Consider the following 16086-nt stretch of genomic DNA (forward strand, 5'->3'; position numbering starts at 1 on the left):
AAGGAGTGCCGACATGTTCGAGGACGGCGACGACCGCCGCTATCTCGTGGTGCGCAACCACGAGGAACAGTATGCGATATGGCCAAAGGACCATGAGATGCCGCCGGGCTGGGACCCGGTGGGCGTGGCCGGCAGCAAGCCGGAGTGCCTGGCCCACATCGAGAAGACATGGACCGACATGCGTCCGCTCAGCCTCCGGTCCGCGCCGGAACTCTGCCTCCACCAGGTGTTCGCCGCCCAGGTGGCGCGCACCCCGGACGCCCCGGCCGTCCGGGACGGGCGGGAAGAACTCACCTACCGGCAACTCGACGAGCGGGCCTCCCGGCTCGCGGCCGTGATCCTGCGCCAGGTGTCCGGACCCGGCGCCCGCGTCGGCATCTGCCTGCGACGCGGCAACAACGTGGTGACCGCGATCCTGGCCGTGCTCAAGGCCGGCTGCGCCTACGTACCGCTCGACCCCGACTACCCGCCGGAACGGGTGCGCTTCATGGCCCAGGACGCCTCGGTCGACATGGTGCTGGCGGACCCCGGTACGCGTTCGGCGCCCGATGCGGCACGTGTCGTCACCGTCGAGGACAGCCTGTGGTCGGACGACGCACCCCGCGCCGACGACGTCCAGGTGGGCCCGGACGCACCCGCCTACGTCATCTACACCTCGGGATCGAGCGGACGGCCCAAGGGGGTCGTGGTCTCGCACCGCAATGTGACCGCGCTCCTCGACGCCTGCGACCGGATCCTCGACACCGACGGCACGGACGTGTGGACGCTCTTCCACTCCTACTGCTTCGACTTCTCGGTCTGGGAGATGTGGGGGGCGTTGTCGCACGGCGCGACACTCGTGGTGGTACCGGCCGACGTCGCCCGGTCCCCCGAGGCCATGCTCGACCTGCTGCGCGAACAACGGGTGACCGTGCTCAACCAGGTGCCCTCGGTGTTCCGGTACCTGTCGCGCGCCGCGACCGGTGCGAAGGCCACGGGAGCCGGAACGGCGCTCAAGTACGTGGTCTTCGGCGGCGAGGCCGTCGACGTCGAAGCGGTCCGCGACTGGCGGCGGGCCCACGGCACGCGCACCGAGTTCGTCAACATGTACGGCATCACCGAGACCACGGTCTTCGCGACATACCGACGGCTGCCCGCCGACGAGATCGACGCGCCGCCCGCCCCGCCCGGGGCGGACCCGTCGGCACCGGACGGCGCGGAGACCACCGGCACCCGGCGGAACCCTCCCGACCCAGCGCTCAACATCGGCCTGCCGCTGAACGGATTCGACATCGCGCTGCTCACCGAGGACGGCCTTCCGGCCCGCCCGGGAGAGATCGGCGAGATCCACCTGGCAGGCCCGCAACTGGCCATCGGATACCTGGAGCGGCCGGAGCTGACGGCTGAGCGCTACCCCGTGCTGTCCCTGCGCGGCGAGGCCCCCCGCCGCTACTACCGCAGCGGCGACCTGGCCGTGGCCCGGGAGGACGGCACGCTGGAGTTCGCCGGACGCGCGGACGACCAGGTGAAGATCAACGGGTACCGGATAGAGATCGGCGAGGTCGAGTCCGCATTGCGGACCGCCGAGGGCGTCGGCGATCTGGTGGTGGTCCCGACCACCAGCCGGATCGGCGAACGGACGCTCGTCGCCTTCTACACGACGACGGACGACGGCGCACCGGACACGCTCTCCGAACGGCTGGCCGGCCACGCCAGGACCGCCCTGCCGGCCTTCATGGTGCCGAGCCGGTTCGTCAACGTGCCCACCCTGCCGCTGAGCCCCTCGGGAAAGACCGACAAGCGGGCGCTCGCCGAGCAACTGCGCTAGCCCGTACGGGAGGACAAATGGACGACAACCGATCGCGGGACCTCGACGGAGCTCGGACCACGCTGACCCAGCACCTTCCCCTGTCGGTCAACCAGGAGGCGATGTGGGTCACTTGGCAGATAGACCCCACCAAGTGGGAACACATCATTCCGCTGGCGCTGGACGTCAAGGGCGTCCTGGACCTTCCCCGCCTGCGAGCGGCCGTCGCCCAGCTGAGCCGACGCCACCCCATGCTGCGGGCACGCGTCCGTGACGTCTCCGGGCACCTGTGCCTCGACTGGGCCGGCACCGCCTCGCTCCCGGTGACCGTGCGCGCCGTCACCGCCCCGCGCGACGAAGCGGTCATCGCCGCCCGTTCCCCGTTCGACCTGGACGAAGGCCCACTGGCCCGGGTGGAGGTGCTGGAGGGACCCGACTACACCGTCCTGCTGATAACGGTGCACCACATCGTCCTGGACGGCACCGCGACCCCGCTGCTCCTCGACGATCTGCGCCGCGCCTACGCGGGGGAGGACCTGGGGCTGCCGGAGGACCTCACACCACTGGTGGACCACGCCCGACGCTCACGGGAGGCCGCCGACGGGGCGATCGGCGAGGAATCGCGGCGCTACTGGCGCGACGAGTTGGCGGACATGCCACCCGCCCGCACCCTCCCGGTGCGATCCGCCGAAGGGGCGCGGGCACTGACGCCGTTCACCGTGGACGCCCAACTGAGCCGGCAGGCACGCCGACTCGCCAGGGAACTGGGCGTCTCCTACTTCACCGTGATGCTCGGCGCCCTGTTCATCACGCTCTCCCATCACACCGGCAGCGACGACCTGATCGTCTCCGCGCCCTATCACGGCAGATCGGACAAGCGACTTGGGGAACGGGTCGGTTACTTCGTCAACGTGCTGCCGTTCCGCCAGAAGCTGTGCCCCTCCGACACCTACGAGCGGTTCCTGCGGAAACTGCGCACCACCGTGCGTGACGGGCTGAAACACGGCGACCTGCCGCTCCCATCGATCCTACGGGCCGCCCACCTCGTGGGACCGGACGCCCGTGCCCACACCCACCAGGTGGTGTTCGAGTACTGGGACACCACCAGCACCAGCGGACTGGATGTGCACCGCTTCGAACTCGTCGGCGGCGGCTCCCGGTGCCGACTCAGCTACCTCGACTCGACGGACGTCGCCGACTACCGGCTCACGGCGCAGCTCAACGAGGGCAGCACCGGTAGCAGGATGCTGTGGAAGGACCCGGGCGGCACCGTCGGGCCCACCGCCCTGGCAGCGCTGACACGTGACTACCTGTCCATCGTGGCCGACATGGTGGCCGACCCGGGTCGCACCCTCGGCGAGGCGACGGCACGGCTGCCCGCCGTCGTCCTCCCGGACACCGGCGGCACGGAGCCGGCCGAGGACACCGAACGCCCCCGCGAACCGGCGGGCACGGCGGCCACGCCCGCGTCGGCCGCAATGCTCGGTGAAATCTGGCGCGAGGTACTGCGGATCCCCGAGGTGTCCGCCGACGATTCCTTCTTCGAGCTGGGCGGGCACTCCCTGCTCGCCACCACGCTGCTGAACCGGATCACGGAGCGCCTCGGTGTCGAGCTGTCCGTACGCGATCTGTTCAGCCACCCCAGGTTCGGCCGGCTCGCCGAGGTCATCGACGACCGCCGCGCCGCCGCCCCGGTGGACGCGGACGACACACCGCACCCCGAGGAGACCTGGGAGGACGTCTTCCCGGCCTCGGTCTTCCAGGAGAGCATCTGGCTGGCCGAACGCCTCGACCCCGCGCACGCCAAATACCACATCCCGCTCCTGTGGAAGGTACGGGGAACCCTCGACGGTGACGCCCTCTCCCGCGCACTCGCGCTGCTGGTCTCCCGGCACGAGATCCTGCGTACCCGTTTCGTCGACAAGGACGGCAGGCTCTACCAGGAGGTCACCGAGCCCTGGGCTCCCTTGGTGGACCGGCTCGACGTGACCGCCGCCGCCGAGGCCGGCCAACGGCAGTGGCTGCGGAAGTGGTCCGACACCACCACCAGCGCCTTCGACCCCTCCACCGCACGGCTGCTCGCGGCCGGCTGGTTCTCCCTGCCGGACGGCGGCCAGTTGTTCTCCCTCTGCCTGCACCACCTGGTACTCGACGGGGAGTCCGTCCCCGTCCTCGTCCGCGACCTGGAACGTTGTTACCAGCAGGCGGCGGGCCTGGCATCCGGGCCGCTCCCGGAACCCGGCCAGTACCGCGAGCTGGTCTTCGCCCAGCAGACCGAATCAGCCCGGTCCAGAACGGCGGCGGACCTGGCGTACTGGCAAGACCACCTCTCCGGCGCCCCGGCCTCCCTCGGACTGGCCGGGCCCCGCGCCGCGGGCGAATCCGGCAACATCCCCCTGCGACTCGACGGCGACACGGCACAGCGGCTGACCGCCCTCGGCACGGAGCGGAACGCCTCCCGGTTCATGGTGACCGCCGCGGCCTTGGCGGCGGTGCTGCACCGGGCGTCCGGGCTGCCGGACATCACCTTCGGCGTCCCGGTGGCGAGCAGGTCGGCAGGTGTCTTCGACGATGTCATCGGGCCGTGCATGAACACCCTCGTGCTGCGTTCCCGCTGCGGGGCGGAGACGACCTACTCGGATCTGCTGCGAACGGTGCGGGAAGAAGTCATCGCGGCCTTCGAGCACCAAAGCGCCCCGTTCGACGACGTGGTCCGGCGGCTACGGCCCCCACGGTCGCGAGGACGAACGCCCTTCGTCGACTGCCTGCTCAACAGCGTCGGGATGGACCAGTGGTCGGCCACGCTCGGCGACGCCCGCCTGGTCTTCCTCGATCAGGACCTGCGGGGCGAAGAAGTTAGCAAGTTCCCCCTCACCGTGACCTTCACCACGGCGCAGGACGTGGTGGAGGGGAACCTCGCCTACCGCGGCGACTGCCTCGACGCGGCAGGCGCGCTGCGGTTGACGGACGAAATCACCACGGTGCTCGGTGACTTCACGGCACTGCTGCCGCGACGGGTGTTCGACGCCGATCCGACCAGGGAGCTCTGAAGCGGCGTGACCAGCAGGTTCCGATTCGGTGTCATCCTCGTCCCGGGTCCCGGGCGCCAGGAGTGGTGGCAGAGCTGTCGCACCGCCGAACGGCTCGGCTACGACGTCATCGCGGTCCCCGACCACCTCGGGGTACAGGCCCCGTTCCCCGCGATGGTCTCCGCCGCCGCCGCGACGGAGCGGGTGCGCCTGACCACCTACGTCCTCAACAGCGCCTTCTGGAATCCCACCCTCCTGGCCAGGGAGATCCTCAGCACGGACCTCCTCACCGACGGCCGGGTCGAGGTGGGGCTGGGCACCGGATACGTTCGCGCGGAATTCGACAAGGCCCGGGTCGAGTGGGGCACCGCCGGCAGCCGGGTGCGACGGCTGGAAGAGGCCATCGTCTCCCTGCTTGGCCATCTGGCGGATCCCCGCGGCCTCGGCTTCACGCACGCACCGCCACAACTGCCGCTGCTGGTCGGCGGAAACGGTGACCGGGTGCTGCGACTGGCCGCGGCACACGCGGACATCGTCTCGTTCGCCGGTGCGGTACTCGCGCCAGGCTCCTCACGAGGCACGTTGCGACTGATCGACGGCGACGCCATGGCGGAAAGGGTCAGGTATTTCGAGAACGTGGCGGGCGACCGCGCCGCCCGGCCGGAACGCAACATCCTCGTGCAGTCGGTGGTGGTGACCGCCGACCGGCGGGGCACCACCGAGGCGCTGCGCCGCCGCATGCCGTACCTCACGGCCGAGCAGGTGGCCGACGTTCCCACACTGCTGATCGGGACTTCGAAGGAGATCGCGACCATGCTCCTGGAACGGCGGGAACGCTACGGGTTCTCCTACGTCTGCGTCCAGGAACGCGACATGACCGCCTTCGCCCCGGTGATCGAGCTCCTGGCCGGGGAGTGACAACACACCGCTCAGCATGGCCCTCGCGCGGCACGCTCGTTGCCGATCGTCGACCTGGACGGCGGCCTGGTCCACGTACGCCCTGGTGAAGCGGGACGTGACCGTATCCGCTGCCGGGTTGACGGGCGGCGCCGGCGACGGCCCGGGGCGGCAGCCGGGGGAGCCGGGGACCGCACTGCTCCGGCCCCGGGGCGTTCGCGCCCGAGTCCGCCGGCCATCGTGCGCAGAACCAGCCCCATCCGGCGCCCTCATGGGTTCCCTGGCGTTGATCAGTTGTTGTGCGGTCGTGTTCGCGGCGCGAGTCGTGTTCCCGTCAATCCGCTCCGCCCACTGGATATGACCAGGGACCCGCGCCGGAAACCCGACCACACGTGGTGAAGGGGGATGTCTTCATGAGCACCGGGAAGCAGGGGGCGACCGCCAGCGCGATGAGGGGCGGCACTGCGGTCCGTAACGGCGGTCGCTCCTGGTGGACGAGGGCCGCCGCCACGACTGGGCAGACCATCGCCCTGACGGCCGGCGCGACAGCACGGGTACCGGCCTTCGCAGCCGGCCACTCCACCGGCGCACGACCGGGCATCACCTGTGCAGTGCGATTCGTTCGCGGCCTGGAAGCTCTACGAGAACCTGGCGGGCCTGCAGGGCAGCGCCGCGGGCCAGACTCCTCCCGGCAGCATCCCGGCGGCCGGCTGGGTCCCCCTGGTGGCCCAACGCCGTCACCGATCCGCAGGACGGCAACCCGCCGGACACGGTGCACGGTATCCCGGGCAGCAGCAACGGCCATGTCGGGTTCGTCTCGGACGTCTACCCAGACGGGTCGATCACCGTCGAGTCCTACAACATGCGGGAGAACGGCGCATACTCGGTCGTCCAGGTGAAGTACGACAGCGGGTACACCGACACCAGCTTCGGGCTGTCCGCCTTCGGCGTTCCGTGGCCGGGCGGCTTCACCCGCATCGGCGATTCCGACCGCAGCCCGCCACGTCGTCCCCGTCCGAGGCCGCCGACCCCGGAGTCGTGCAGTCGCTCTACCCCTCGGCCACGTGGACCGGCATCCGTCGTGCCGGAACCCGGCCGCCGGAACCAGGGACGCATCATCCAGTTCAGGTCGCCAGCCCGTGGCGGTAGGCGTAGACGACGGCCTGGACGCGGTCGCGGAGCTGGAGTTTGGCGAGAATGCGGGAGACGAAGGTCTTGACGGTCTCCTGGCTGATGACGAGGGCCGCGGCGATCTCGCTGTTGGAGAGGCCCTCCGCGATGAGGCGGAGGACTTCCAACTCGCGTGGTGTGAGCGGGATGTCGCGGGAGGTGTTCTCGGCGGGACGGATGCGGGCGGCGTAGTGCCCGACGAGCCGGCGTGTCACGTCGGGGTCGAGGAGGGCCGCGCCGGTGGCCACGGTCCGGATGCCGTGGAGCAACCGGGCCGGAGGGGCGTCCTTGAGGAGGAAGCCGCTGGCGCCGACACGTAGTGCCTCGTAGACGTACTCGTCCAGGTTGAACGTGGTCACCACGAGGACTTTGACCGGGTGGGGCACTCCGACACCGGCCAGCAGTCGGGTGGCTTCGAGGCCGTCGAGGACCGGCATGCGGATGTCCATCACGACGACGTCGGGCTCCGCCTTCCGGGCGAGGTCGACCGCGGTCCGCCCGTCCGCGCACTCGCCCACCACCTCCATGTCGGGCTGGGCGCCGATGATGGTGACCAGGCCGGTGCGGACCAGCATCTGGTCGTCGCAGACCAGGACCCGGATCGGTGCGCTCACAAGGCGCCGCCGAGGGGGATGCGTGCCCGGACGGTGAAGCTGCCGTCCGCGCCGCGGCCGGCGCTGAAGTCGCCGTCCAGGACGTCGACGCGTTCCCGCAGGCCCGCAAGGCCCCGGCCGCTGCCGGTGGCGACGGCGGCGCGTGAGCCGGTTCCGTCCGTGCCGACCTCCACGGTGATCTCCCTCTCGCCGTACCGGATCTGTACGGAAGTGCGGCTGCCGTGAGCGTACTTGAGGGCGTTGGTCAGCGCCTCCTGCACCACCCGGTAGGCGACGAGGTCGGCGCTGCCCGTCGACGCCGGCGGTGTGCCCTGCTCGGTGAAGTCCACGGGCTGCCCGGCCCGGCGGGTCTGCTCGACGAGGGTGCCGACCCTGCCGACGGCCGGTGTCCTGGTCCGCGTGGCCTCCGCCGTGCCGACGCCGTGGTCGGGGTTGAGCAGGTCCAGCAGGTGGCGCAGGTCGGTGATGGCGCGGCGGCCGGTGTCGCTGACCGCGGTCAGGGACCGCTCCAGCCGCTCGGGTGCGGCAGTCAGGTAGCGGGCGGCTTCGGCCTGTACGACCATCGCGGTCACGTGGTGGGTCACCACGTCGTGCAACTCGCGGGCGATGCGGGTGCGTTCGGCGGCACGGACCTCGGCGGCCACGCTCTCGCGGCGTTCGGCCTCCGCGGCTCGACCGGAACGCAGCCACGCCCCCGCCCCCCAGGCCAGAGTGAGAACCAGGTAGAACGTCACGAACCCCGTCGGTGTCTCGCCGCCCGAACCGAGCCGGCTGAGCGCGATCGCCAGTGGCACGTATGCCACGGAGAGAAGGATCACGGTGGTGCGCCGGCGTTGTTCCAGATGGGAGCCCGCACTGATCAGCGCGATGGGCAGGGTGGCACCGGCGACCGAGTGGTAGCCGCGCAACTGGTCGAGAGCGAAGCCGCACGCGACCAGCGCGAGGCAGACGACCGGCCACCGCCGGCGCACCACGAGGGAGAGGCATTCGAGGGCGAGGGCCACGCCGGCGAGCGCGTCGAAGGGGCGGGTCGGCAGGTCCCCGACCTGCGTCCCGTGGCCGCGCAGCCCCGGCAGGAACGACGCGACCAGGAACAGTGTCCCCAGGGGGAGGTCGCGCAGGGTGACGTCGAGTCGGCGCCACGTCTGGTCGGCCCCCTGAAGACTGATCACCGGGCGAGTGTAGCGAGGGCGTCGACGCGCCCGGCACGCTGCCGGGGGACGATGTGGCCGCGTCGGCGGGCCAGCCACAGGAAGGCAACCGTGAGCAGCGCGCCGAACAGCATCGCGTACACGCTGGCCTCCGGCCCGAACTCGCCGCCGCTGATCAGCCGGGGGCCCGACGTCGAGGCGTCCAGCAGCCCGTGTACGTCGCCGTTGCCCGAGACCTCGGTGCCGAAGATGCCGGACTCCGCGAAGTTCCAGCCGAAGTGCAGGCCGATCGGTAGCCACAGGGAACGGGTGGCGGCGTACGCGGCGGCGAGCATGCCGCCGGCCTCGAGCGCGATGGCGATGGCGCCCAGCACGGTGGCGTCCTTGTTGAGCAGGTGGACCGCGCCGAACACCACACCGGACAGCGCCAGCGCGATGTACGTTCCCAGACCTCGCTCCACGAGCCGGAAGAGCAGGCCACGGAACATCAGCTCCTCCGAGACGGCGGCGCCGGCCATGAAGCCGACCAGCCCGATCGCTCCGGTCGGCGAGCCCAGGCCGTGGACCTCGTAGTCCCCGAGGAAGGAGATGTTCGCGATGACGCACCCGAACATCGCGACCCCGATGACCAGGCCCCGCAGAAGCGACCCGGACGCTCCCTCGCGGGCCAGTTCCGCGACCGGGCGCCGCTCGGTGCGCCCCACGACCCATCGGTAGACGACCACCGAGAGCACGACCGCCACAGCGCCCAGGAGGAGTGAGAGCCACGGGTCGTCCCGCACCGCGGTGACGCTCCGACCGCCGACCGCACCGACCACGACCACGGCCAGGATCTGCCACACCAGTTTCAAGACGACTCCTTCTTCGTTCCCGTTCCCGGTTCTCGTCCGGTCCGCGAGCGGGCGCCGCGGCCGAACTGAACGCTAGGGAACCGGTGATCAGGAATCGTCACCTCACAGAGGACACCCGCGCGTAGCTCTCACGGGGGACAGCCCCCGCCACCCCGGTCCGGCTGAGCGGGCGGTCGACCGCCAGGCGGACAGGAGTTCAGAAGAACACCCCGCACCGCAGCAGCACGTTCGCGTACGGCCGGGCCTCCCCGGTCCGGACCACCAGACGCGCGTCCGCCGCGAGTTCCTTCAGCCGCTCGTGGGGGACGAGGGCCAGATCGGGGAAGCGGTCCTCCAGCAGCGCGGCCGTAGGCGGATTGGCCTGCCGTACCTCCGTCGCCGCCGTGGCGGCTTCGATCACCAGCTCGGCCAGCAGGCCGTCCAGGACCTCGGCGAAGGACGGCACCCCCGCGCGGAACGCCAGGTCCACCACGCGCGGCCCGGCCGGAATCGGCATGCCCGCGTCGCACACCAGTAACCCGTCGGTGTGCCCCAGTTCGGCCAGCGCCCCGCACAGGTGACGGTTGAGGATGCCGGTTTTCCTCACAGCGCGTCGACCTCCGCCGCCGTGGGGTAGGACTCCTGCGCGCCGTGCCTGGTGACGGCCACCGCGCCCACCCGGGCCGCGTAGCGGGCCGCCTCCTGCAAGGACGCTCCCGCGCCCAGCCGGCAGGCCAGCGCCGCGGTGAACGCGTCGCCCGCGCCCGTGGTGTCCACGGCGTCCACCGTCACCGACGGCACCCTGACCACCCGCTCGGGCCACGCCACCAGCGCGCCCTCGGCGCCCAGGGTGACGACCACCGAGCGCGGGCCGAGGGCGAGCAGCGCCCGCGCCCACCCTTGCGGATCCTCGCCAACGTCCGCGCCGCTCCCGTCCGCCCCGGCGAGGATCACCTTGGCCTCGTGCTCGTTGACGATCAGCGGGTCGCAGGCCTCCAGCAGTTCCCGCGGCAGCGGACGCGGCGGGGAGGGGTTGAGCACGAAACGGCTGCCGGGAGCCAGGTGCCGTACCGCCTCCACGACCGTCTCCAACGGGACCTCCAACTGCGCGGAGACCACCCGGGATGCCTGGAAGAGCCCGGCCGCCGCCCGCACGTCCTCGGGCGTGAGCCGGCCGTTGGCACCCGGCGAGACCACGATGCTGTTGTCCCCGGACGGGTCCACCGTGATCAGCGCCACCCCGGTGGGCGCCCCGCCCACCAGCACGCCCACCGGGTCCACCCCGGCCGCGCGCTGCGCGTCGAGCAGCAGCCGGCCGTGTGCGTCGTCGCCGACCCGGGCCAGCAGTGCCGTACGGGCCCCCAACCGGGCGGCGGCCACCGCCTGGTTGGCGCCCTTGCCGCCGGGGTGGACGGCCAGGTCCGAACCGAGCACCGTCTCGCCGGCCGCGGGCCGCCGCTCGACGCCGATCACCAGGTCGGCGTTGGCCGACCCCACGACCAGCAGGTCGTACTCGTCCATGCAAAGTACCTCCTCGCCCATCCGCCCAGGGTTCCCGCCGGTCAGCCGGTGAAGCCGGCCACGTTCTCCTTCGTGACCACCTTGACCTGCACCTTCACCATCGGGTCGACCGCCTTGCCCTGGACCGCCTTGAGCGCGTTGTCCACCGCGATCCGGCCCAGCTGGCTGGGCTGCTGCGCCACGGACGCGTACAGCGTGCCGTTCTTGACCGCGGCCAGCCCGTCCGGGGTGCCGTCGAAACCGACGACCTGCACCGACGTACCGGCCTTGGCGCCCAGCGCCTTGACGGCGCCGAGGGCCATCTCGTCGTTGGCGGCTATCACACCCTGCACGTCCGGGTGGGCCTGGAGCAGGTTGGACATCACATCCAGCCCCTTGGTCCGGTCGAAGTCGGCGGGCTGCTGGGCCACGACCTGGATGCCCGGGTATTCCTTGAGCCCCTGGGCGAAGCCGGCGGCGCGCTCCCGGGCGGCGGAGGTGCCCGCCTGACCCTGGAGGATCACGATCCTGCCCTTGCCGCCCAGCTTCTGGGCGATGGTCCGCGCGGCCAGTTCGCCGCCGGCCACGTTGTCGGAGGCGACGAGCGCGTTCGTCCTGGCGTTGTTGACCCCGCGGTCCACGGCGATCACCGGGATCCTCGCCTTGTCGGCGGCCTTGACCGAGTTGCTCGCCGCGTCCGAGTCGACCGGGTTGACGATGATCGCGCCCAGGCCCGAACTGGTGAAGTTCTGCAACTGGTTGGCCTGCTGCGAGGCGTCGTTCTGGGCGTCGGTGACCGTCAGGTCGATGCCGAGCTTCTTCGCCTCGGCCTGGGCGCCCGCCCGGATCTGCACGAAGAACGGGTTGTTGAGCGTCGACAGCGACAGGCCCATCTTCGGCGTGCCCGAGCCGGAGCCGGTGTGCAGGAACGAGGTCGCGGCCACCAGGGCCACGGTGACCACGGCCGCCAGTCCGTACGTCGCCGCCTGCCGGCCCTTGCCGCCACCGCCGGTCCCCGCGGACACCGGTGTCGCCCCGGCCCTGCGGCGCACGGTGTCGAGGAGTACCGCCAGCGCGATCACGGCACCGATGACGACCTGCTGCCAGAAGGCGGAGACCGACAGCAGGTTCAGGCCGTTGCGCAGCACCGCCAGGATCAGCGCGCCCACCAGCGTGCCCGACGCCTTGCCGGTGCCGCCCGCGAGCGACGCGCCGCCGATGACGACCGCGGCGATCGCGTCCAGCTCGTAGCCGTTGGCGGCCTGCGGCTGCGCGGAGGACAACCGGGCGGCGAGCACGATGCCCGCGGCGGCGGCGAACAGACCGGACAGGGCGTAGATCGCGAGCTTCTGCTTCTTGACCTTCAGCCCCGACAGACGGGCCGCCTCCTCGTTGCCGCCGATCGCGTACATCGAACGGCCGATGTAGGTGCGGCCCAGCACGAGCGCCGTGAGCAGCCCCATCACCACCATGACCAGCACGGGCACCGGCAGCCAGCCGCCGAGGGTGTCACCCAGGTGGGCGACGGAGCCCGGCAGGGCGATCGGGGAACCCTGCGAGATGACCAGCGACAGACCACGGCCCACCGACAGCATCGCCAGCGTCGCGATGAACGGCGGCAACTTCCCGTAGGAGACCAGGAAGCCGTTGACCAGGCCCGCCACCACGCCGGTGGCGACGGCCAGGACGACCGCGAGCACGACCGGCACGCCGTGCGCGGTGGCGCTCCAGGCGAGCACCGTCGCCGACAGCGCCGCGACCGAACCGACCGACAGGTCGATACCCGCCGAGACGATCACGAAGGTGACACCGAAGGCGAGGATCGCGGTCACCGCCGCCTGCACACCGATGTTCAGCAGGTTGTCGGTGGTCAGGAAGTCACCTGACAGCGCCGACAGCGCGATCACGAGGACGATGAGCGCGGTCAGCGCGCCGTTGTCGAGCAGCAGACGACGCAGACCACCCGAAGCGCCACGCGCGCCCGTCGTGCTCTTGAGCGTGTCAGTGGCCACGGTGGGCCTCCACTTCGTTGGTAGGGGTGCTGACGGCGAGGGACATGACCGCGTCCTGCGTGGCCTGGCCGGCGCCGAGTTCGCCCGCGATCCGGCCCTGGGCCATCACCAGCACCCGGTCACTCATGCCGAGCACCTCGGGCAGATCGCTGGAGATCAGCACGACGGCGGCGCCGGCGGCCGTGAGTTCGTTGATGAGCTGGTAGATCTCGACCTTGGCGCCGACGTCGATGCCACGCGTCGGCTCGTCGAGGATGAGTACCTTGGCGTCGGCCAGCAGCCACTTGCCGATGACGACCTTCTGCTGGTTGCCGCCGGAGAGCGTGCGCACGTGCTGGCCCAGGCCCGCCATGCGCACGCCGAGCTGCGCGGCGATCCGCTCGGCGGCCCGGCGCTGCCCCTTGAGGTCGACGAGCCCGCAGCGGGCGGCCGACCGCAGCGTCACCAGGCCGAGGTTCTCCGCCACGGAGGCGTCCAGGACCAGCCCCTGGCCCTTGCGGTCCTCGGGCACCAGCCCGACCCCGGCGGCCATGGCGGCGCCCACGTCGTGGCGCCTGAGCGGTGTGCCCGCCACCTTCACGGTGCCCTTGTCGTACGGGTCCGCGCCGAACACCGCCCGCGCGACCTCCGTGCGCCCGGCGCCGACGAGCCCGGCGATGCCGACGACCTCCCCGGCGCGCACCTGGAAGCTGATGTCGTGGAAGACCCCGTCCCGGGTGAGCCCCTCGACGGTGAGCAGCGCGGAGGCCCGTCCGGCGTCCGCCGGCCGCTCCCGCGGATACTGCTGCTCGATCGAACGCCCCACCATGAGCCGCACCAGCTCCTCCTGCGGCGTGGTGGCGGGCACCCGGCCGACACTCCTGCCGTCCCGGATCACCGTGACCCGGTCGCCGAGGGCGGCGATCTCCTCCAGGTGGTGCGTGATGAACACGATGCCGACACCGTCCGCGCGCAGCGCCCGCACGATGGTGAACAGCTTCTCGACCTCCTCGGAGGTGAGCACGGCGGTCGGCTCGTCCATGATCAGCACGCGCGCGTCCAGGCTGAGCGCCTTGGCGATCTCCACCATCTGCAGCCGTGCGATGCCCAGTTCGCGCACCCGCGCACGCGGCGACACGTTCACCCCGACGCGGGCCAGGAGCGCGGCGGCGTCCGCTTCCATCCTCCCGCGGTCGATCAGCCCGAAGCGGCGCGGCTGCCGCCCCAGGAAGATGTTCTCGGCGACCGTGAGGTCCGGTACGAGGTTGAACTCCTGGTAGATGGTGGCGATCCCGAGGCGCTCGGAGTCCTGGGCGCCATGGATGCGCACTTCGCGCCCCTGGACCAGAATCCGTCCGGCGTCGGGGGCGTAGGCGCCCGACAGCGTCTTGATCAGGGTGCTCTTGCCGGCTCCGTTCTCACCGAGCAGGACGTGCACCTCGCCGCGGCGCAGGTCGAAGTCGACGCCGTCCAGCGCGACCACGCCCGGGAACGCCTTGCGGATGCCTTCGATGCGCAGCAACTCATCCGGGTCGCTCACGACGTGCTCCTTCGGGTGGGGGACGGCTCGCCGCACGAGCGCCGCGCGACGAGACGGGCGGGAAGGGTGACGGACCGGGGAGGCCGTCCCTCGATGCGGGCCACCACGGCCTGTACGGCGGCCCGGCCCAGTTCGCCCGTCGGCTGGGCGATGGCGGTGATCGGCGGATCGGTGTGCACGAACCAGGAGATGTCGTCGAACGCGGCCAGCGCGATGTCGTCGGGGACCCGCAGCCCCCGGGCGCGGATCGCGTCCAGCGCGCCGAGTGCCATCAGGTTGTCGGCGGCGAACACCACCTCGGGCGGCTCGGCCAGGTCGAGGAACCTCTCGGTCACCCGCCGCCCGCTGCCGGCCTGGAAGTCGCCCTGGCCGGTGTAGGCGTCGGGAAGGGCGAGCCCGTACTCGGCCATGGCCTCCCGGAACGCCCGTACGCGTTCACTGCCGGTGGTGGTGGCGGCCGGCCCCGCGATGATCGCCAGCCGCCGGTGCCCGAGCCCGTACAGGTGGGCCACGAGTGCCCGGATGGCCCCCTGCCCGTCCGCGCGGACCACCGGCACGTCCACACCCTTGATCCACCGGTCCACGAACACCATCGGTGTCCCCGCCCGCGCGGCGTCCAGCATCAACGGCGAGCCGCCGTCGGTCGGTGAGACGAGCAGCCCGTCGATCCGCCGGTCCAGCAGCGTCCGCACATGGTGGTCCTGGAGCTCGGGCCGCTCATCGGCGTTACCGATGATCACGCTGTACCCCAGCGCACGGGCCTCCTCCTCGACGGAACGCGCCAGCTCGGTGAAGTACGGGTTGAGCACATCACTGATGACCAGCCCGAGCGTGCGGGTCTGGTCGGTACGCAGGGAACGGGCGACGGCGTTCGGCCGGTACCCCAGCACCGCCACGGCGGCCAGCACCCGGGCGCGCGCCTCGGAGCTGACCGACGGATGGTCGTTGAGCACCCGCGAGACCGTGGCGACGGACACCCCGGCCTCGGCGGCGACGTCCTTGATACCCGCCATCGCCTGCCACCTCCTCGTGTAATCGATTACACGAGGATTGGAATCGATTACACACCTTCAAGACAAGGGGGCGTTATCGAACCGTGACGAGGTGGGCAGGCGAGCGCGGTCGGCTCCGTCCCGCAGGCGATCCGGTCCGGCTTCGCCCCGCAGGAGCGCACCACCGTTGCGGACCGCGGCGGTCAGGCGACGCCCCACCAGCCCCTGCACATCACACCGCTCGCATGCGTGTAGCACGTCTGCCCGCATCAGCGGCGGCGGAAGAGGCCGTGGAACGGCGCCGTGATCCCGCCCCACCGTCTTGCGCAGTCGCACCGGCGCGGCGACTTGATCGCCACGACTGCACCGAAACGGTGGGAAGACACCCCGTTACCCGGGGCTGATCCGGCCGCTTGGAGGCGGCGGGCAGCGTACTCGAAGGCGTGAGCGCGGTCACCGGGGTGGTCACGGTGGTGGCGCGCCGCCGCTGACGCCCAGGCTCCGGAGCCGTGTCGTGGCATGCGGGCCGGGTGCGAACTTCGCATCCGCGCCACCGCAGTGCTCATCGAACGTGATGCGGGCCGTG

At 71.4% G+C, this 16086-nt stretch carries 11 protein-coding genes; 3 read left to right on the plus strand and 8 right to left on the minus strand.

Annotated elements, in window-relative coordinates; genetic code table 11:
- The first annotated feature begins 13 nt into the window (after nucleotides 1–13).
- Genes SCATT_RS35430 through SCATT_RS35440 form a run of 3 tightly spaced genes read left to right on the plus strand, consistent with a single transcriptional unit; the run spans nucleotide 14 to nucleotide 5733 of the window.
- Nucleotides 14–1807, plus strand: coding sequence for an AMP-binding protein (locus SCATT_RS35430; protein ID WP_014150496.1), 1794 nt, complete (start codon nucleotides 14–16; stop codon nucleotides 1805–1807).
- Nucleotides 1808–1824: 17 nt separating this feature from the next.
- Nucleotides 1825–4836 carry a condensation domain-containing protein gene (locus SCATT_RS35435; RefSeq protein WP_014150495.1) on the plus strand — a complete coding sequence of 1004 codons (3012 nt, stop codon included), beginning with the start codon at nucleotides 1825–1827 and terminating at the stop codon, nucleotides 4834–4836.
- Nucleotides 4837–4842: 6 nt separating this feature from the next.
- Nucleotides 4843–5733, plus strand: coding sequence for a TIGR03621 family F420-dependent LLM class oxidoreductase (locus SCATT_RS35440; RefSeq protein WP_014150494.1), 891 nt, complete (start codon nucleotides 4843–4845; stop codon nucleotides 5731–5733).
- A 1103-nt stretch (nucleotides 5734–6836) separates the two neighbouring features.
- Here SCATT_RS35440 and SCATT_RS35445 read toward each other — a convergent pair.
- The 8 genes from SCATT_RS35445 to SCATT_RS35480 form a co-directional block, all read right to left on the minus strand.
- Nucleotides 6837–7496 carry a response regulator gene (locus SCATT_RS35445; protein ID WP_014150492.1) on the minus strand — a complete coding sequence of 220 codons (660 nt, stop codon included), beginning with the start codon at nucleotides 7494–7496 and terminating at the stop codon, nucleotides 6837–6839.
- Entirely contained in the window at nucleotides 7493–8668 is a 1176-nt protein-coding gene (locus SCATT_RS35450; protein ID WP_014150491.1) for a sensor histidine kinase, read from the minus strand. The genes SCATT_RS35445 and SCATT_RS35450 overlap by 4 nt, the downstream gene beginning before the upstream one ends.
- Entirely contained in the window at nucleotides 8665–9498 is an 834-nt protein-coding gene (locus SCATT_RS35455; protein WP_014150490.1) for a CPBP family intramembrane glutamic endopeptidase, read from the minus strand. Before SCATT_RS35455 ends, SCATT_RS35450 begins: the two co-directional genes overlap by 4 nt.
- Nucleotides 9499–9694: 196 nt before the next feature.
- The gene (gene rbsD / locus SCATT_RS35460) at nucleotides 9695–10084 is read right to left on the minus strand and encodes a D-ribose pyranase (RefSeq protein WP_014150489.1); all 390 of its coding nucleotides are present in this window, start codon (nucleotides 10082–10084) and stop codon (nucleotides 9695–9697) included.
- The gene (locus tag SCATT_RS35465; RefSeq protein ID WP_014150488.1) at nucleotides 10081–10998 is read right to left on the minus strand and encodes a ribokinase; all 918 of its coding nucleotides are present in this window, start codon (nucleotides 10996–10998) and stop codon (nucleotides 10081–10083) included. The genes rbsD and SCATT_RS35465 overlap by 4 nt, the downstream gene beginning before the upstream one ends.
- A 41-nt stretch (nucleotides 10999–11039) precedes the next feature.
- Nucleotides 11040–12989 (minus strand): ABC transporter permease/substrate-binding protein, encoded by a 1950-nt coding sequence (locus SCATT_RS35470; protein WP_014150487.1) that lies wholly within the window; start codon nucleotides 12987–12989, stop codon nucleotides 11040–11042.
- Complete coding sequence (locus tag SCATT_RS35475; RefSeq protein ID WP_014627170.1) at nucleotides 12979–14508, minus strand: sugar ABC transporter ATP-binding protein; 1530 nt, start codon at nucleotides 14506–14508, stop codon at nucleotides 12979–12981. The genes SCATT_RS35470 and SCATT_RS35475 overlap by 11 nt, the downstream gene beginning before the upstream one ends.
- A complete protein-coding gene (locus tag SCATT_RS35480) occupies nucleotides 14505–15521 on the minus strand; it encodes a LacI family DNA-binding transcriptional regulator (RefSeq protein ID WP_014150485.1) in 1017 nt (338 codons plus the stop codon). The genes SCATT_RS35475 and SCATT_RS35480 overlap by 4 nt, the downstream gene beginning before the upstream one ends.
- Nucleotides 15522–16086 lie beyond the last annotated feature (565 nt).

The sequence above is a fragment of the Streptantibioticus cattleyicolor NRRL 8057 = DSM 46488 genome (genome assembly GCF_000240165.1).
Lineage (GTDB): Bacteria > Actinomycetota > Actinomycetes > Streptomycetales > Streptomycetaceae > Streptantibioticus > Streptantibioticus cattleyicolor.

Excerpts from the sequence above, each read along its gene's own strand:
- SCATT_RS35430 (WP_014150496.1), top strand. The coding sequence starts at position 14 with ATGTTCGAGGACGGCGACGACCGCCGCTATCTCGTGGTGCGCAACCAC.
- SCATT_RS35435 (WP_014150495.1), top strand. The coding sequence starts at position 1,825 with ATGGACGACAACCGATCGCGGGACCTCGACGGAGCTCGGACCACGCTG.
- SCATT_RS35465 (WP_014150488.1), bottom strand. The coding sequence starts at position 10,998 with ATGGACGAGTACGACCTGCTGGTCGTGGGGTCGGCCAACGCCGACCTG.
- SCATT_RS35480 (WP_014150485.1), bottom strand. The coding sequence starts at position 15,521 with ATGGCGGGTATCAAGGACGTCGCCGCCGAGGCCGGGGTGTCCGTCGCC.